This window comes from Paenibacillus sp. JT31N11, from assembly GCF_056269285.1.
The window spans coordinates 244068-261801 of sequence record NZ_JBWDNQ010000008.1; the positions used below are offsets into that span (position 1 = coordinate 244068).

At 52.9% G+C, this 17734-nt stretch carries 14 protein-coding genes; 2 read left to right on the forward strand and 12 right to left on the reverse strand.

Features of this window, described 5'->3' with window-relative positions:
* Window positions 1-18 precede the first annotated feature (18 nt).
* The 4 genes from AC0YNV_RS25475 to fabF all read right to left on the reverse strand — a co-directional run bounded on the left by AC0YNV_RS25475 (window position 19) and on the right by fabF (window position 4872).
* The gene (locus AC0YNV_RS25475; RefSeq protein ID WP_475770540.1) at window positions 19-984 is read right to left on the reverse strand and encodes an AAA family ATPase; all 966 of its coding nucleotides are present in this window, start codon (window positions 982-984) and stop codon (window positions 19-21) included.
* A 65-nt stretch (window positions 985-1049) separates the two neighbouring features.
* A complete protein-coding gene (locus AC0YNV_RS25480; protein WP_210040651.1) occupies window positions 1050-1703 on the reverse strand; it encodes a TVP38/TMEM64 family protein in 654 nt (217 codons plus the stop codon).
* Window positions 1704-2013: 310 nt separating this feature from the next.
* Window positions 2014-3297, reverse strand: a complete 1284-nt coding sequence (serS, locus tag AC0YNV_RS25485) for a serine--tRNA ligase (protein WP_475770541.1) — start codon at window positions 3295-3297, stop codon at window positions 2014-2016.
* A gap of 339 nt (window positions 3298-3636) precedes the next feature.
* Window positions 3637-4872: a beta-ketoacyl-ACP synthase II gene (gene fabF, locus AC0YNV_RS25490; RefSeq protein WP_475770656.1), complete on the reverse strand. Its 1236-nt coding sequence runs from the start codon at window positions 4870-4872 to the stop codon at window positions 3637-3639.
* A 138-nt stretch (window positions 4873-5010) separates the two neighbouring features.
* Here fabF and AC0YNV_RS25495 point away from each other — a divergent pair, with 138 nt between their 5' ends.
* On the forward strand, window positions 5011-5862 hold the full coding sequence (locus AC0YNV_RS25495; protein ID WP_475770542.1) for a helix-turn-helix transcriptional regulator: 852 nt from the start codon (window positions 5011-5013) through the stop codon (window positions 5860-5862).
* A 208-nt stretch (window positions 5863-6070) separates the two neighbouring features.
* Here the strand turns inward: AC0YNV_RS25495 and AC0YNV_RS25500 are convergent, their stop codons facing one another.
* The 3 genes from AC0YNV_RS25500 to AC0YNV_RS25510 form a co-directional block, all read right to left on the reverse strand.
* Window positions 6071-7876: an ABC transporter ATP-binding protein gene (locus AC0YNV_RS25500; protein ID WP_475770543.1), complete on the reverse strand. Its 1806-nt coding sequence runs from the start codon at window positions 7874-7876 to the stop codon at window positions 6071-6073.
* A 97-nt stretch (window positions 7877-7973) separates the two neighbouring features.
* On the reverse strand, window positions 7974-9725 hold the full coding sequence (locus AC0YNV_RS25505; protein WP_475770544.1) for an ABC transporter ATP-binding protein: 1752 nt from the start codon (window positions 9723-9725) through the stop codon (window positions 7974-7976).
* 368 nt (window positions 9726-10093) lie between these two features.
* Window positions 10094-10627, reverse strand: coding sequence for an ADP-heptose synthase (locus tag AC0YNV_RS25510; RefSeq protein ID WP_475770545.1), 534 nt, complete (start codon window positions 10625-10627; stop codon window positions 10094-10096).
* A 234-nt stretch (window positions 10628-10861) separates the two neighbouring features.
* On the opposite strand from AC0YNV_RS25510, the gene AC0YNV_RS25515 reads away from it, so the two are divergent.
* Window positions 10862-11851, forward strand: coding sequence for a YpdA family putative bacillithiol disulfide reductase (locus AC0YNV_RS25515; protein ID WP_475770546.1), 990 nt, complete (start codon window positions 10862-10864; stop codon window positions 11849-11851).
* A gap of 131 nt (window positions 11852-11982) precedes the next feature.
* On the opposite strand, the gene AC0YNV_RS25520 is transcribed toward AC0YNV_RS25515, so the two are convergent.
* The 5 genes from AC0YNV_RS25520 to AC0YNV_RS25540 form a co-directional block, all read right to left on the reverse strand.
* Window positions 11983-12498, reverse strand: a complete 516-nt coding sequence (locus AC0YNV_RS25520) for a hypothetical protein (RefSeq protein ID WP_475770547.1) — start codon at window positions 12496-12498, stop codon at window positions 11983-11985.
* Window positions 12499-12512: 14 nt separating this feature from the next.
* Window positions 12513-12806: a hypothetical protein gene (locus tag AC0YNV_RS25525; RefSeq protein ID WP_475770548.1), complete on the reverse strand. Its 294-nt coding sequence runs from the start codon at window positions 12804-12806 to the stop codon at window positions 12513-12515.
* 167 nt (window positions 12807-12973) lie between these two features.
* Window positions 12974-15280 carry a thiamine pyrophosphate-dependent enzyme gene (locus AC0YNV_RS25530; protein ID WP_475770549.1) on the reverse strand — a complete coding sequence of 769 codons (2307 nt, stop codon included), beginning with the start codon at window positions 15278-15280 and terminating at the stop codon, window positions 12974-12976.
* Between the two features lie 36 nt (window positions 15281-15316).
* Window positions 15317-16321, reverse strand: coding sequence for a 2-oxoacid:acceptor oxidoreductase family protein (locus tag AC0YNV_RS25535; RefSeq protein ID WP_475770657.1), 1005 nt, complete (start codon window positions 16319-16321; stop codon window positions 15317-15319).
* A 384-nt stretch (window positions 16322-16705) separates the two neighbouring features.
* On the reverse strand, window positions 16706-17728 hold the full coding sequence (locus AC0YNV_RS25540; protein WP_475770550.1) for a phosphotransferase: 1023 nt from the start codon (window positions 17726-17728) through the stop codon (window positions 16706-16708).
* Window positions 17729-17734 lie beyond the last annotated feature (6 nt).

The window sequence follows — 17734 nt, forward strand, 5'->3', positions numbered from 1 at the left end:
CTCCCACTGTGGACCGACCTATGCCCGTGTCATAAGCGGCGTATCCGACGGGACCGCAACCGTCTGCAGGAGCGATTCGACCAGCTTCTCCGCTGCTTCGGGACGAAGCCGCTGCGCGCTCCGAAGTGCGATCCGGTGAGCAAGCACCGGAATAGCCATAGCCTTTACATCATCGGGCATCACATAATCTCTGCCTTTCAATGCCGCATAAACCTGGCTGGCCTTCAGCAGCGCCTGACTGCCCCGCGGACTGACGCCAAGCGCCGAATCCGCATGTGTTCTGGTTGCTTCGACAATGGCCATCATATAGCGGAGCATGTCCTCGCTGACCCGAACAGACGTATAGGCATTTTGTGCTTCCTGAATATCGGCCGTGCTTGCAATCGGTTTCAACAGCTCAAGCGGGTTGCCCGACATGAACCGTTTCATGATATCGATCCCTTCCTCCGAGGACGGATATCCCATTTTGACCTTGAACAGAAAACGGTCCAGCTGAGCCTCGGGCAGCGGAAATGTCCCCTGCTGCTCGATTGGATTTTGTGTGGCGATGACGAGAAAAGGGCGCTCCAACACATGAGTCGTCCCGTCAATGCTCACCTGGCGCTCTTCCATACATTCCAGCAGGCTCGACTGCGTCCGCGGCGTTGCCCGGTTGATTTCATCAGCCAGCACGATATTGGTAAACAAGGGGCCTGGCCTAAATTCAAACTCGGAAAGCTTCTGATTATAGAAATGGATCCCGCTCAAATCGGAGGGCAGTAAATCCGGCGTGAACTGGATCCGTTTGAACGAGCAGGCAATGGATTTGGCAAGCGCTTTCGCGAGCAGCGTTTTACCGGTGCCGGGCACATCCTCGAGAAGGACGTGTCCGGATGCAATGATGGCGATCAGCATTTTGTCAATAATCTCTTCTTTGCCGATAATAACCTGGCTGACGTTGTTGCGGATACGATCCGCTAATTGATGAATGGCTTCAATACTCATAGTCGAAGGTGCTCCTCTCTTCTCTCCAAAAGGTGGTATGCTCTATTATGCCACATTACAGATCCTTACAGAGGCAAATTTTTCTCTCCCTGGATCGGACTGACGCCGGAATTGACCAATGTATGGCTCTCTTTCCGTTTGGTTCTGTATTGAACGATGGCAAACAGGATCAACAGGACCAGGCAGAAAATGATATACGTAATGGTCAGCCATTTGATATCCGTGCCGGGCATCAATATCGTAGAGCTGATTATACCAAACAGCCATATATGGGATAAATTCCCTAATAGCGAAGACCAAATATAAGAAACAGAGCCTATTCTTGAAACAGAGGACATAAAAGATATCAGGTTATTAGGCATGATCGGCAGCGTCCGCAAAAAAATAATCGCCCAGATTCCATAACGCTGGAAGGAATTCTGCCACTTCTCATAACGCTGTATCCGCTTCGACAGCTTGCGGTCCACCCATCCGGAAATGAAATAACGGAACAAATAAAAAATCACAACGGATGCAAATGTTCCTGTCAGCCAGCTCATGACCAGCCCCGCTTCCAATCCAAGCGCGGAAATATAAAGCAAAATAAGCGTTGTAAAAGGAAAAAAACCAAGCAGCCCCTGAATGACAGCCAGCGGTAACGTAACGAGCAGGATACCATAGCCATCCAGTGACGTGACCTCAAGCAACCAGTCAATTCCATCCGAAATAAACTCTCCCATAAACCGATCGCCCCCTTTAAAGAAAACATGCTCAGAACCATAAAATCCATGTTCATAAATCTGACTATTTCCGCAGCTTCGTATCCGCAAGTACTTTCTTCACTATAACACATTCCCGCTCCTTCGTTCATGCCGATCGGACTAAAGTCCTTCCGGGAATAAGATGCAAAGCGTATCGTGAATGACAGCGGAGCCTAATTCTTCCCATAATCTAAGTGAAAGAGGCATGCCAGAAATACTTGCACTCTCCATCAAATTAAAGAAGAGGGGCTTCGCCCAAATGGGTGTCGCGCCCTCTTCATCCATAGCTTTAACCGGTGATCAACAGCTTGTCAATTCCCTTCATATAGGGCCGAAGCGCTTCAGGGATGACTATGGTACCGTCCTCCTGCTGATGATTTTCAAGGAGTGGAATCAATATTCTCGGGCTGGCCACCATCGTATTGTTGAGCGTGTAGGCAAACTGCAGATTGCCCTGTTCATCCCGGTAGCGGATGCGCGAGCGTCTGGCCTGAAAATCAAGCAGCAGCGATGCAGAATGCGTCTCGCCATAACCGTTCCGGCTGGGCATCCAGGTTTCGATGTCAAATTGCTTGTAGTTTTTCTGCGACAGATCCCCGGTGCAGACGGCGACCACGCGGTAGGGAAGGGCAAGCAGACGGAGCAGCTTCTCCGCATGCGATGTGATGAGACGCAGCATCTGCTCGGCGAGTTCAAGCTCGGCACGGCAGATGACCACCTGCTCCACTTTGGCAAATTGATGCACGCGATATAGACCATGCACGTCGCGTCCGGCCGATCCCACTTCCTTGCGGAAGCAGGGGCTGCAGGCCGCAAGGAGCCTTGGTTCGGCAAGGTCAATCACTTCCCCGCTGAACAGCGAAATAAGCGGCACCTCCGCCGTTCCCGCCAGCCATTTGTCCTCTCCATCGATGCTGTAGGTCTGATCCCGGTTTCCGGGGAAAAATCCCGACGAGACCAAGGTTTCCTCTTTCACCATCACAGGGACGTCGAACAGCTCAAACCCCTCTTCCTGCAAAAGATCAAGCGCCAGCTGCTGAACGGCCCGATGAAGCAGCAGCCCGGCATTTTTGAGCACCACCTGACGCGCGCCGCCGATCTTCACCCCCCGCTCCGAATCGATCATTTGATGCAGATGGCCAAGCTCGACATGGCTCAATGGCGTAAAAGGAAACACCGGTATCTCGCCTGTCCGGCGCACCTCCACATTATCTTGATCGCTAAGGCCGACAGGCGTTTCCGGTGAAACAAAATTAGGCACATCCAGCATAAGCCGTTCGTATTCGGCATCGATGATCCGCAGCTGCGCCTCTCCTTCCTTCAACCGCTGAAGCAGCGCTGCGACGGCAACCTTCTGAGCTTCAGCGTCCGCTATCCGGTTATCCTTCAGCAGCCTCGGCACCTCCTTGGAGCGGACGTTCCGCTCTGCGCGGAGCCCCTCCATCTCCGTCATCAGCCTTCTTCTTGCTTCATCTGCTTCCAGCAATTTCGCAACATCCAGCTTGATCCCTTTAAGCTTCGCCGTCTCCTGCACCTTCCGAACCTGTTCCCGAATCGTGCGAATGTCCAACATGGGCAGCACATCCTCTCGCAAAATATAATAAACGCGCCCCTCCATCCCATATATGGGACGAGGAGCGCGCTCGCGGTGCCACCCAAATTAGCCGGCGCCTGATGCACACGACTCTCTTGATCCGCAGGTAACGGTGCGGTCTCCGGACTACTTAAGGACGCTTGCAGCAACAATGCCGCACAGATTCCGTTCGCAGCGCCTCCGAGTTGGATTCTCTTCATCGGCCTGATCTACGTATACGGTTATTGTTTGCCATTATAACAAAGCAGTCAAAGCAATTGCAATAGCGTGCTTGTTTTTCCGCGTATTCCACAGCTGTACACCTTGTGCCCGCGAAGCTTACTCGTATTTTTTCAGAGCAATAACCGCATTATGACCGCCGAATCCGAAGGAGTTGGACAATCCGATCGTCAGTTTTGCCTCGCGTGCCGTTTGCGGAACATAGTCCAGATCGCATTCCGGATCCTGCTGCTCGAGGTTAATCGTAGGCGGGATAATGTTCTCCTGCAGGCTCTTGATCAAGGCTATCGCCTCGACTCCGCCTGCTGCCCCCAGCATATGGCCTACCATGGATTTGTTCGCCGTAACCGGAATACGGTAAGCGTCCTCTCCGAATAACTTCTTAATGGCTCTCGTCTCCGAAAGGTCCCCAAGCTCCGTGCTCGTCGCATGAGCGCTGATTACATCCACCTCGCCCGGAGCGATGCCCGCATCCTGCAGCGCTATTCTCATGGCCCGGTAAGCACCCAGACCTTCGGGATGCGTAGCTACCATGTGGTAAGCGTCGGAGCTTGCGCCATAACCGATGACCTCAGCGTAGATGCGCGCCTCTCTACGGAGGGCATGGGAGAGCGATTCCATGATCACGATCCCTGCACCCTCCGCCATAACGAAGCCGTCACGGCCCGAGTCGAAGGGTCTGCTTGCCCGCACCGGTTCATCATTGCGCGTCGATACGGCTGTAGCATTGCCGAAGCTCGCGAGCGAAATATCCGTTATTGCCGCTTCCGCTCCACCGGCAATGACGATATCCGCTCCTCCTGTGCGGATGAGACGCGCTGCCTCGCCTATTGCCGTATTCCCCACCGAGCATGCCGTAACGGGGCAAAGCGTCGGACCGACTGCGCCAAACTTGATGCTGATCATCGCCGCTGCCATATTGGCAATCATCATCGGCACCAAGGTCGGGCTGACCCGTTCGGGTCCGCGGCCCTGAAGGACATGATCCTGATCAAGCAGCGTCTGGATTCCGCCAATGCCTGAACCGACATAGACGCCCATCCGCTCCAGATCGACCGCATCCAGCTTGATGCCGGCATCCTCAACAGCCTGCTCCGCCGCCGCTAACGCAAATTGGCAAAAGCGGTCCATACGGCGCGCCTCTTTGCGCCCGAACCGGCCGTCCGCATCAAAATCACGGACCAGTCCGGCGATTTTGGATTTATGTCTGCTCACATCAAATGTATCGATAAGCGTAATGCCCGATTGCCCCTGCTTCATCCGTCCCCAAAAGGTGTTGACATCGTTTCCCAGCGGCGATATTAATCCCATTCCGGTTATGACTACTTGTTCCATTTCCATTTCGGACACCTCTTTCTGGCATTGACTTCCTGCTAGCTTGTATATTGTCACAAACTTTATCCTATTACAAGTTGCTCTTTATTATAGTATAATCACTACCAGTATAAACTTATATTTAAAATGGAGGCTGCCATGAACCGGCAAGCAAGACTTGAAGCCTTATCGGCTTTCCTAAAAACGCAGCGAGCCAAAATTCTTCCCCAGTCTGTCGGGCTTCCCGTCGGAACACGCCGGAGAACGCCAGGGCTCAGGCGGGAGGAGGTCGCCCAGCTCGCAGGCGTCAGCCCTACCTGGTATACCTGGCTGGAGCAGGGGCGTGACATTACCGTATCCGCTACCGTTCTGGATTGTGTGGCAGCCGCTCTGCAGCTCACCGTCGATGAGCATAAATATTTGTACGCCCTGGCCCTGGACGCAAGTCCAAGCTTCAGCGTGATGAAAGAAGAACGGCCGGAGATCAGCCCTTCCTTGACCCGGATTTTGCAGGAGCTGCGCAGCTGCCCCTCCATTATTTCCGACAGACGCTGCCAGATTGTAGGCTGGAATGAAGCGGCTTCGCATGTTTTTCTGGATTTTGAGAAAATTCCGTTCGATAAGCGGAATATGATTCAGCTTTTATTTGCAAGGAAGGAATTCCGGAGGCTTGCTGTCAACTGGGAGCATTTTGTCAGCGGCTTTCTGGCTATCTTTCGGGCCTATTACGGCCAATATGTCGAGGATGAGTGGTACGAGCGGTTTCTTACCGAGATGAAAGTGCTGCATCCCGATTTCGAACGTTTATGGGCGCAAAGCCAGGTGAGCTCAGCGCCCGAGGTACTGATTGAATTCAGGCATGCCAAGGCGGGAAAAATGCTGTTTCATCTGACCTCCCTGCAGGTGCATGGAAGTTCCGATTTGCGCTGCAGCATTTATACACCTGTTCCCGAGTCGAATACGGAGCTGAAGCTGCAGCGGCTGATGGAAGCCAAGCCGTCAATGACCTGACCCGGAATAGGATAATTCATTGAATCTACCTGGATACATGCCTGCATCGCAAATACAGACAATGATCCGCACTAGCGGCAGGAAGTATGATCTTAATTCAAACGAACGTTGCTGCTGCTGTATACAAAATGCCCCCGCCGCTCTTCCGATGATATCTCCATCAGAATATGCGCCGGGGGCGTTTATATCGTTAACATGCCGGATGCTCCTACGCACCTGTCTGCATCGCCAGCGACTGCTGCATATCGAACTGGGTGGTATAGAGCTTGCGGTACAAACCGCCGGCCGCAATCAATTCCTCGTGCGTGCCCTGCTCCGATATGGTTCCATTCTGCACGACCAGAATGAGATCGGCATCCCGGATCGTCGACAGCCGGTGAGCGATAATGAAGGCGGTTCTCCCTTCCAGCACGGTCTGCAGGGCGGCCTGAATGTGCTGCTCGGTTTCTGTATCGACGCTGGAGGTCGCTTCATCCAGGATGAGAATTCGCGGGTCGGACAGCAGGACGCGGCCGAATGCCAGCAGCTGGCGCTGGCCGACCGACAGCTTGGAGCCCCGCTCCTCGACCTGCGTTTGATAGCCATCCGCGAACTGCGAGACGAACCGGTCAATGCGCACATTTTCCGCGGCTCTGCGCAGCGCTTCATCGGAAGCGTCCTCATTGCCGTAGCGCAAATTCTCCTCAATCGTACCGGAGAAAATAAATGAATCCTGCAGCACAATGCCCATCTGTCTGCGCAATGAATCCAGCGTAACGCCCTTCACATCCTCGCCATCGATGAGAATCCGGCCTTCTGTCGTATCATAAAACCGCATCAGCAGATTCACAATTGTGCTCTTCCCTGCTCCTGTCGGCCCAACAAGCGCAACCCGCTGGCCCGGTTTAATCCGCAAATTGACATCGCGAAGCACCTGAGGCTTGTCGTCCCCGTAGCGGAACCCCACATTCTCGAAAACGACCTCGCCGCGGATCGGTTTCATCGGCTTCGCGTTCGTCCGATCCGCTACCTCGGGGTCCGTATCCAATATCTCGAAGATCCGCTCAGCCGATGCCATAGCGGAGAGCACCTGGCTGTATACCTTGGACAGCGCGCTGAGCGGCCCCCAGAAGCGCCACAAGTAATTGATGAAGGCCATCAGAAACCCGAGCGTCAGCGCATCGTTCATCACCTCTCTGGCGCCAAACCAGATGACGATGCAGGTACCGATCATGCCGATCATCTCCACAGACGGCCATACGGTGGATTCCAGCGTAATCGCACGCATGAAAGCCTGCTTGTTGTTGCCGTTGAGCTTGTCGAAGCGGCGGTTGTTCTCCTTCTGCCTGGAGAAGGCCTGAATGACGCGGATCCCTTGAATCGTCTCGTTGAGATTGCCGTTTATAGCCGACATCGTCTTGCGCGAGCGCGACCAGGAGCCTTCGATTTTCGGCTGCAGAACGACGATAATCAGATACAATAGCGGCATTGTGATAAAAGAAAGCAAAGCCAGCTTCCAGTCCATCCACAGCAGGATGGCGACAATGCCGATCAAATGCGTAAACTCCATTACCATCGTGATCAGACCGCCGTTAATCAGCTCGCCAATGGCATTCGTATCATTGGTAATCCGGGACATGATCTTGCCGGCCGGCCTCCCGTCGAAGAAACGGAAGGAGAGCGTCTGCAGATGATTAAACAGCTGCTGGCGCAAATCGAACAGAATGCGCTGCCCCGTAAAGTTTATCATGCGCGTATCCAAATACCCGAACAGCCAGCCCAGCAGCCGGATTCCCAGCAGGACCCCGCCAATCCAATAAATAATCGTGAAGTCCTTCTTCAGAATTCCTTCATCGATCAAATATCCAAGCAGAAGCGGCTCCGCCAGGCTGAGTGCCATATTAACCAGCACGATCAGGACAACAATGCTCAAAATTCTTTTGTAGGGCAGCAAATATTTGATTAACCGCTTCATGTACTGACGATTAAAGGGCTTTTCCTCCAGCTCGTCGGAATCCCATTCCACCTGACTCATGCGCTCACCCCAAACTATAAATAATGGCATTAATTATTAATATCATAAAATATAAATAACCGCGTAAATGCTGCATCGTCTATGCTGCCCTTCTGAATTATGAGCTAACGGAAGCCACTTCCTGCATTTCGAACAACCCGCGGAAAAAACCGCCCCGTTCATACAATTCCTTATGGGTGCCCTGCTCCACAATCCGCCCCTTATCCAGCACGATGATGCGGTCGGCCCGCTTCACCGAAGACAGCCGCTGGGCAATAATAAAGGTGGTCCGTCCCTTCATCACTTCGAGCAGCGCCTCATGGATTGCCGACTCCGTTGCGGTATCGACACTGGCTGTCGCTTCATCCAGCACCAGGATCGGAGGGTCCATGAGGATTGCCCGGGCGAGTGCGACCCGCTGGCGCTGACCGCCGGAGAGTCCTACGCCGCGTTCCCCGATCAGAGTGTCATACCCGAACGGCATCGATTCGATAAATTCATGAATCTGCGCTTTGCGCGCCGCCCATTCAATCTGTTCGCCGGTAGCTTCGGGCAGACCGTAAGCGATATTGTCGCGAATCGAGGCCGAGAACAGGAAAGTCTCCTGCGGCACAATGCCGATTTTGCGGCGCAGCCCGTCAAGCTCATAATCCCGGACGTCGATGCCGTCGATCAGCAGTCTTCCTCCGCTCACATCGTAGAAGCGCGACATAAGCGCGATCAGGCTGCTTTTACCGGAGCCCGTGGCTCCAAGCACCGCAACCACCTCTCCCTGATTGATGCTGAGCGATATGTCGTTTAGAACACCAGCTTCCTTCTCCGCGTCCTGATCGGCAAAATGGAAGGATACCGCTTCGAATGACACATTACCGGTTATCCCCTGCGTATCCGCTCCGCCATCCTTGTTCGTGTCGATATCGGCGGGGGTATCCAGCACTTCAAAAACACGGGGCGCCGCTTTTATCGCCTGCTGCATCACGTTGATCTGCCAGCCCAGCATATTAAGCGGCCAGATGATCCCCCAGGTGTACCATTGAAAGGCCATAAAGGTGCCAAGGGTCATTTTATCGTTGGCCATATAGAGCGCGCCGACGACAATCATAAGCAGGAATGTTACCCCGCCATAAAAGCCCATGAGCGGAAACGCTTTGGCCTCGAGCTTTGCCCGTTCCATATTCGTCTCAAAATTCTGATCGTTCCGCGATTCGAATTTGTTTTTCTCCGTATTCTCGCGGGCGAAGGCCTTCACTACCCGGATTCCGGAGATATTTTCCTGCAGAGTTGTGGTAAGCCGCCCCATCTGCTCGCGTATTTGTCCCCAGGCCGGGCCGACTTTCTTGTTGAACCGCAGGAGGGAGAGAACCAGCAGCGGAATGGCGGCCATACTGATCAGCGTAACCTGCCACTGCATCGCCATCATGAAAATAATCGTTCCGATAAAGGTGAGCAGGCCGCCGAACATCATCATGGAGCCGAAGCCAATGAAATTCTTGACCGCTTCGATATCTCCGGTCATTCGCGACATAATCTGTCCGGTCTGAGCTTTGTCGTAATAGCTGAACGATAATTTTTGCAGATGCGTGTACAGCTCCTTCCTGAGCATAAACACCACATTTTGCCCGACAAGCTCCTGAGAGCGGCCCTGTACAAAGCTGCCTACGCTCTTGACCACCTGGATTCCGGCAAGGGCCAGAGTCAGCATCAGGATCAGATTCACATTTCGTTTGTCGATGCCCTTATCGAAAATTTCCCTGAGCAGCCAAGGCGCCACAAGATCAATTAAGGTAGCTAAAATCATGAGCGAAATTGACAATACAATCCATTTGGTACTGGGCCGCAAATACTTCGTCAATCTAAGCCATATTTTCATTTGTCCCTCTCCCTGGGCGCTAGCAGTTACCCGCCCCAGACTATAATAAATTCATCCATCCAATGACGATCTCACATTCCTTGTCATGTTCCGGGCGATAAAAAAGAGACTTCAAGCCATAGTGGCTCAAAGTCTCTTTGTAAGCGCCAGTCAATTGTTACGCAGGAGCTGTAAGCTCAGGCTGCGTGTGACAGGGCATGCAAAAAGGAGGGCCGATGGATCGAGTTTCCTATCCAGTTAAGCTGCTGGTTAAACATTAGGAATTTCATAGCCATCACCCTCCTTTCGTCGTTTACCTATTATTGGAACAACCAAATCTTATCATCTCTTCCAGCTGCTGCGCAAGAGGCTATTGCAAAATAAATTTTTTATATATCCCGGTGCGTTTCCCAGTCTTCCGCTGAGATTCCCTCTTCCACCGCAAATTCGTAATCCTCGATATCATACATTTGAACAGGCACCTCGGCTTCGATCAGCCGGTCCTGGAATTCGAACTGATCGGATAACAGCGGCACATTGAGCTTGAGTGAAGTAAGCAGCAGCTCCGTCTCGATAGGGTCAAACATCTCTCCGTAGTGCGCATTATCCACTGCATATACGACCGTAAACTGAATCATATCATTTAGAAGAAGCGGAGAGCTCTCACGCCAGGGCATCTGCAGGGAACGCTCGATTTTTTTGCGGTTGAAGGGGTCCTCGAAAAACTGGATCAGCTCGCCTATTTTCTCTTTGACATGAGCGTCGTCCTGGGGATCGTCCATCACCGGGTCGGTCCCTTCTTTCATTTCGTAGAGCTCCATGATGGTCGAATAAGGAAGGACAAAATCGACCGGCTTGCTGGGTACAAGCAGCTGCCCGTATGTGGCAACCATTACGGCTTCTATTACAAAGCGCCGTCGCATTCTATCACCTCTTCTGCACTTGTCTTCGGTTACTAATTCAGCTTATTATACAACATTCAGCCGCCTGTACACAGAGCTAATTGCCTGTTCATCCCCCGGAATACGAAGTAATCGTGAACATCCCCCTCCCGGAGGCTGTATCCAGCCTCAACCTGTGCTAAAATGATGCTATCATTCGCAAAAAGGCACCGATTGCTCGTGTTTGCGATTCACAGGGAGGCTCAACCGACTTTTATGAATGAAGAACAAGTGATTATTATCGGCGCAGGCCCATGCGGTCTCGCCGCTGCCATAGAGCTGCAGTCGATTGGGCTTGCGCCGCTTATTATCGAGAAAAGAAATGTCGTCCACTCCATTACGCAATATCCGATAAACATGCATTTCTTCAGCTCCCCGGAGCTGCTGGAAATCGCCGATATCCCCTTTACGACAGCCAATGAGAAGCCTTCACGTCTGGAGGCGCTCAATTATTACCGCAATGTCTCTTTGCGCCGGCAGGTGCGGATCCATGCTTATGAAACAGTGAAAACCGTTGCTGCGCTGGAGAGTGGAGGCTTCGAGCTTCAAACGATGGACCGCTATGGTGAAACGATTGTTTACCGGGCCGGCACCGTTATTGTAGCCACCGGCTACTTTGATCATCCCAATCGTCTGGGCATTCCCGGCGAGGAAATGGATAAGGTCAGTCATTTCTTCCACGAGTCCCATCCCTATACCGGCATGCGGGTCGCTATTATCGGGGGCAGCAACTCTGCCATTGACGCTGCGCTGGAGCTTGAAAGAGTCGGAGCACAGGTGACCGTCGTATACCGCGGAGCTGCATACTCCCCCAGCATCAAGCCCTGGGTAAGACCCTCCTTTGAGAGCCTTGTCAACAAGGAACGGATCGGCATGCGCTTTTCCTCCCGTATCATTGAGGTCGGACAGCGTACGGTCACCATAGAGGGGCCTCCAGGAACTCAGCTGGAGTATCTGCCCAATGACTTCGTGCTAGCCATGACCGGCTTTCATCCCGACAGGGCCTTTCTGAGCTCCATTGGCGTCACCATCGAACCTGAAGGTTATCCCACCTTTAACGACAGCACCATGGAGACCAATATCCCCGGAGTTTACCTGGCCGGCGTTGTCGCATCGCGCCGGGAGGCCAATGAAATATTCATCGAAACCGGCCGCTTCCACGGCCGCAAAATCGCCGCTCATCTGATGGAGCTTGGACAAAGCTGAAGCTCCTCCGCACTGCCGCTTGATCGATAAAAAAAGCTCACGTTGCAAGGAGAGTGTCTCCAAGTAACGGTGAGCTTTTTCAGCTTCAAATAAACCCATGTACGATCCCGATGGTCCCGGCTCGACTTCACTTACATTTCCTCGCGATCCGATCCGGCAAAGGTGATGAGGGTATCGATTTTTTGCAGGCGCAAATATTCATTGTTCAACAGGTCGGTCCGGAAATAGGCAAACATATAGACGGCTTCCATAAAGGTCAAGGCGGGGTATACGGCTATATTCTGGTTGGAATACGGATTATCCAGCAGCACCTGCCACTCCCCTTCGCGTCTGGCTTTACCGATTGAAGCCAGCACCTGCCTTTTGGTCTGGATGATGCCCTCGAACTCTTTCCAGATGTATACCCAGGAGGGACTCATGCGGCCCGGCTCCGGAAGGGCGGCCTTGGCATATTGAAGCAGCTCCGCGGCGCGTTCGCCATCTTCATCTCGAAATTCCCGCAAATAGGCACGGAAATCATCCAGAAAACGTCTGACCGCAGTGAATCCTCCGCCAGCCAAATGCTCGCCCAGCCGGGCCGCGTCCCTATAGCTGTTTAGCCCTATCAACTGCTGAAAATGGACATGGTCCGCCGCATTCAAGGCCATGCGCATCCTCCTTTCTAATCTTTATCCTTGAGAACAAATATCAACCCGTCACGATCCAATATCAGCCTGCGCTGACCGTCATTGTTCAGCTTGACGTTGAAAATCTTCAACCGCTCCTCCTTGACTTCAAGCCGGTCCCAGTCCCGCACATCCTCATATCCGGCATCCTGGAGGCCCTGCTGCATCTGCTCCTCCGCAGTCTCTTCATTCTCCCACCACAGCGCGCCGTAGTAATCAAAGTGGTACACGTTGCGCAGCTTGCCGCAGGCGATCTCCCCCGTATGCCGGTGCCGAAGTACGATTGGCATTGCTTGCTCCCCCTCTCCCTGACCTGTCAGAACCTGTGCGGCATAGCCGGACACTGCTGTTTTCTTCTATGCTGGAAACACAACAAACAGGACGCGAGCAGCTTCTTCTGGCTGCGCCCTGCTTGCCGAACCGCAAATCCCCACAAATTAATTCATGTGATTAATCCTTATAGATACGCATTTTCGTGTTTGGCTTTCAGCCGCATCCAGCGCCGCTCGACCTCGTCCTCGAACGATTTGAGGGCATCGGCATACTCCGGTCTCGTCAAATGCTTCGTCTTGCCCATGTTTTTGAGCCAGTCGCCAAGTGGTATCCGTTTCCCCTTGTCCTCGGGATTGTAGGTGATTGTCGTAATGCCTTCCTCGATATCGTACAGCGGGAAGAAGCAGGAATTCACCGCTTCATCGATCAGCGTCTGTCCGATTTTCTCCTCCGACAGCCAGTTCAGCGGACAAGTAATCAGAATCTTGCCGTAGACAAGGCCGACATTCTGGGCATAATATTGCGCTTTGGCCGCTTTTCTCAGCAGATCCTGAGGAATGGATTCCGAGCCGGTGAACACATAAGGGATGTTCGTTGCAGCCATAATTTGCGCTGTATCCTTATGATGGAACAGCTTGCCGCCCTGATGCTTGCCTACGTTGGACGTGGACGTGCGGTGACCCAGCGGCGTTGAATACGATTGCTGGGCGCCTGTATTCATGTAGCCCTCATTGTCGTATTCCAGAATAATCATCTTGTGATTGCGCAGCGCGCTGCCGATTGCCGGCCCCATTCCAATGTCCATACCGCCATCGCCGGTAATCATAACGAAAGTAAAATCATCCTGCAGTCCATAGCTGTCCAGCTCGCCTCTGCGCTTGCGCTCCCAGAACATCTCGACCACTCCGGAAAGCGTTGCCGCTCCGTTCTGGAACAGATTATGGATATACGTGGCTTTATGCGATGAATACGGGAAGCCTGTCGTTACTACCATCGCACAGCCGGTTTGGTAGAGCGCTACGATATCGCCTTCTATGCCTTTGAAGAACAGCTCAAGCCCGGAGAAGATTCCGCAGCCCGGACATGCGCCGTGGCCGGGAGCAAGCCGTTTCGGCTTCTTCATCAGCTGGCGGATCGGCGGAACCTTGACCTTCAGCTTGCCCGTCGCTTCATCGCGGGCAACGGTTATCAATCCTGTCTTGAGATCCTCATATTTCAGCGGCTCCAGCACCCGTTTCGGCGCATTGTTCGGATCCCCGGGCGTATGCCCGTAATAATCGAAGGGAACAGCCACTTCCTTGGCTGCCGCCGCATCGATAGCAAGCTTGAACATATGATGGCCGTCTTCCGCGTAGAAATCCTTCCCGCCAAGACCGTATATACGGCTGATGACGAGCGTATCGGTCACATGATGCGTGAATAACGCCGCTTTGATTTCGTTCGTCATATTACCGCCATGTGCACCATAGGAATCGGCGCGGTCGCCGATGGTTACGGCTTTTACGCCGCGCAGCGCTTCGGCGATTTGCTTCGCCGGGAACGGGCGGATCATGTTAGGTGCAACCGATCCCGCCTTGATTCCCTGAGCGCGCAGCTGATCGACCACATCCTTGACAATTTCCGATGCGGAATTCATCAGGAATACCGCTACCTCCGCGTCCTCCATCCGGTACTGGTCGAGAATCGGGTAGTCGCGTCCGGTAAGTACCGCATATTCCTGCCTGATTCTGTCGAATACATCAGCCGCGTTGTACATGGCCACAGACTGCTGATAGCAGTTATTGATATAATCCGGTTCATTCATGTATGGACCGACTGTAATGGGATTGTTGCGGTCGAGCACCTGATTATAGCCCTCAGGTGGCTTCTCACCGACGAAAGCATGAACATCGGCGCGGTGGGTGAAGGTTTGGACGCGGCGCTTCTGATGCGACGTGAAATAACCGTCGGACGCGACGAGCACAGGCAGGCGCACCTGCGAGTCCTCGGCGAGCTTCAGCGCCATGATATTCATATCGTAGACCGCCTGCGGGTCGCGGCACATCAGGATCGGCCAGCCCGTATTGAGGGCAAAATACAAATCGGAATGGTCGCCATGGATATCAAGCGGGCCGGAAACCGACCGGCAGACGAGATTCATGACCATCGGGAACCGGGTTCCGGATTGAACCGGCATCTGCTCGAGCATATACAGATAACCGTTGGAGCTTGTCGCGTTGAACACGCGGCCTCCGGCAGCCGACGCGCCGTAACAGATGCCTGCGGAGCCGTGCTCGCCGTCCGCGGGAATAAGCTTGATATCATGCTGTCCGTTTGCTTTCATCAAGTCGAGAAATTGCGCAACCTCCGTCGAAGGCGAAATCGGGAAATAGCCCATCACATGATAATTGATCTGATGTGCGGCATATGCCGCCATTTCGTTGCCGGACTCGTAAACCATACGCTGCTCGACAGTTCCCTGGCTGACCTCTTTATTGATTTCAATAGCCATTGTTTCTCTCCTTTCTTGCTCTTAAGCGTGAACCATTCAATTCGCCCAATTGAAGCGGTGCGGCACCCGGTTCTGCTCCCCGTAACCATCCGTCTCCCTTGCGGAAGCAAGCGCTTCCGTCGGACAAGCCACAACACATTTCAGACAGCCCTTGCAGTATTGATAGTCAATGCCCTGCAGGAACATTTGCGGACGCCCTTTCTTGTCCGGCAGCTCATCCCAGACGAAGCAAAAGTCCGGACAAGCCGTGTCGCAGGCAGCGCAATGAATGCATTTTTCTTCATCAAAATGCGGCATCATGCCCTCGCGGGAAATGCTTAAGTCCTTCAGCACGCTGTTGCCGGGATTGGTGATCATTCCCCCGAGCGGCTGCGTCAAATAACCAAGCGCCGGAATATCCCAGCGGGTCGGCTCCGGCATGGCTGTTCCTTCCGGCAGCGCGAAGGTGTGGAATTGCACCTCGTCGTAGCCTCTCTGGAAGGTGCGGAGCGCAGGTTCCACTGCCTGCGGGTATTTCTTCTCCAGCGATTTGCGGATGATGCCCTTCATATGTTCGAAATCAAGAAAGTCGCAGAGACGGAACAATCCGCCAAGCATTCCCATATTTACCCGATTATTCTCTTCGAGCGAAATCCCCGTCGCATCGACAACTGCAATCGTTCCCCCGAGCAGCTTCAATTTTTCCTTGAGCTCCTCCGGTGTCTTGTTTGAGTTGACAAGTACTACACTGTCTTCATAGACGCCGCTGACAACATTGACAGTTTTGGACAAATTCTCATGAAAAATGCCCACAATATGAGGTCGTTCTACGGGTGTTGTGTCCCTGATGTTCGTGCTCAGATCGCAAAATCGAATATGCGCCTTGACCGGAGAACCTTTTTTCTCAGAGCCGTAAGAAGAAAAACTGACCCCATTGAAACCGCTTCCAACAACACCCGCTTCCGCCAGCATCTTTCCTGCCAGGTTTGCGCCCAATCCACCAATTGATTCAAGCCGAATTTCGAAGAAACCGAGATCGTTTTGCTTAGGCAGAATTGTCAATTCTCTCACTTCCCTCCTAATTATCTGAAAATATTATAAATTCCCAATAATCAGTATATCACTAGAGGTTATGGACGAATAGTGTCTTTTCACAAAATAGCCACATTAAATGGATTCGGACTTCCAAGCTTTGTGTACGCATTCTCCAGGGTGCGTGGACTTACGGCGCAGCAGAACGGCAGGGGCAGAATATGGGCCATATCTATCTATATGGCAGCAGCCAGGTTGTTCATTCGCAAAAGATGCCCTTCACGAACAAGAAGAAACGGCTGCCACCGTCCTTATGCGGCGCAGTCAGTTTCTTCCCTCAAAAATATAAGCAAAGCATGGGTCAAATTTTATACTTTCTTATATTTCAAGAAACCAGGCTGCCTGGTGAAAATTTTATCGAACCTGCTGCTGAAGACACTCCGCGAACAAGCGGTCAAGCTTGTCATGGCGGCGGTCGATCCACTCGCAAACAAAAGCGGCACGGGCAATTTGCCGCTCCCAAATCTCGGGAGAATCAAGACCTTCGGCATAGCGACCGGCAAAATGAAGATACACATCCATCATTCTCAGCTTGATCAGCTCTGGCAGAGCTTCAAGCTCCTGCTCGGATAATCGCACGGCCGAGCCGAAGCCGCGGCAAAACAGCCGCATTCTCTTCATTGCCAGGTCTTCCGTGTCATCCGGAAAATCGGCCAGCACAACGGCCAGCTCCATTGCGGCAGCATCTTTTGTGCAAAATTCAAAGTCAAGCAGTCCCGTAATCGATTCATTACGGGCCAATGCATTTGTAAAGCCGATATCGCCGTGAATCCACTGCTGCGGCAGCCCGGAGAACAAAGGCCTCAGCTCCCTCAAGCGCCGCCTGAGCCCGGCCAGCGTTTCTAGTTCTCCGGCACGGCCTCTCAGAACAGGCGAGCGCTCCGCCAGGACAATTATATTTTCATCCGTCAGTGCACCGTGAGTTTCTTCAAATTCGTAATACGGTTTATACAGCGGCCTCTCCGCGATTGCCGATTGCCTGAGAGCCAGAATGAGCAATCCGGCTGCACGCCCAAGCTCTTCCACATGGTGGTTGTTATGAACAGTGGGACGCTCGCCCTCAATATAATGATAAAGGGCTCCCAGCTTATCGTCCTCTGTCATGGTCACGGTCTCAAGACGCTCATTCGGCACCGGCCGCGGCACAAGATACGGCAGCTCTGCCGATTGCAGCTCATGAAGCACATGATGCTCAAGCCGCACAATATCGGGATCGCGATGATTATCATAGATCCGCATAACATATTTGTCCGCTCCCGCATATACCATGCGGGTTGTGTTATTCATTCCGCTTTCTTCCAGAACGGCACGCCAGGGCGCCGAAAATTTATATTGATCAAGAAGTTCCGCAACTGCAGCTTCGTGCTCCTTACCCATTTACCG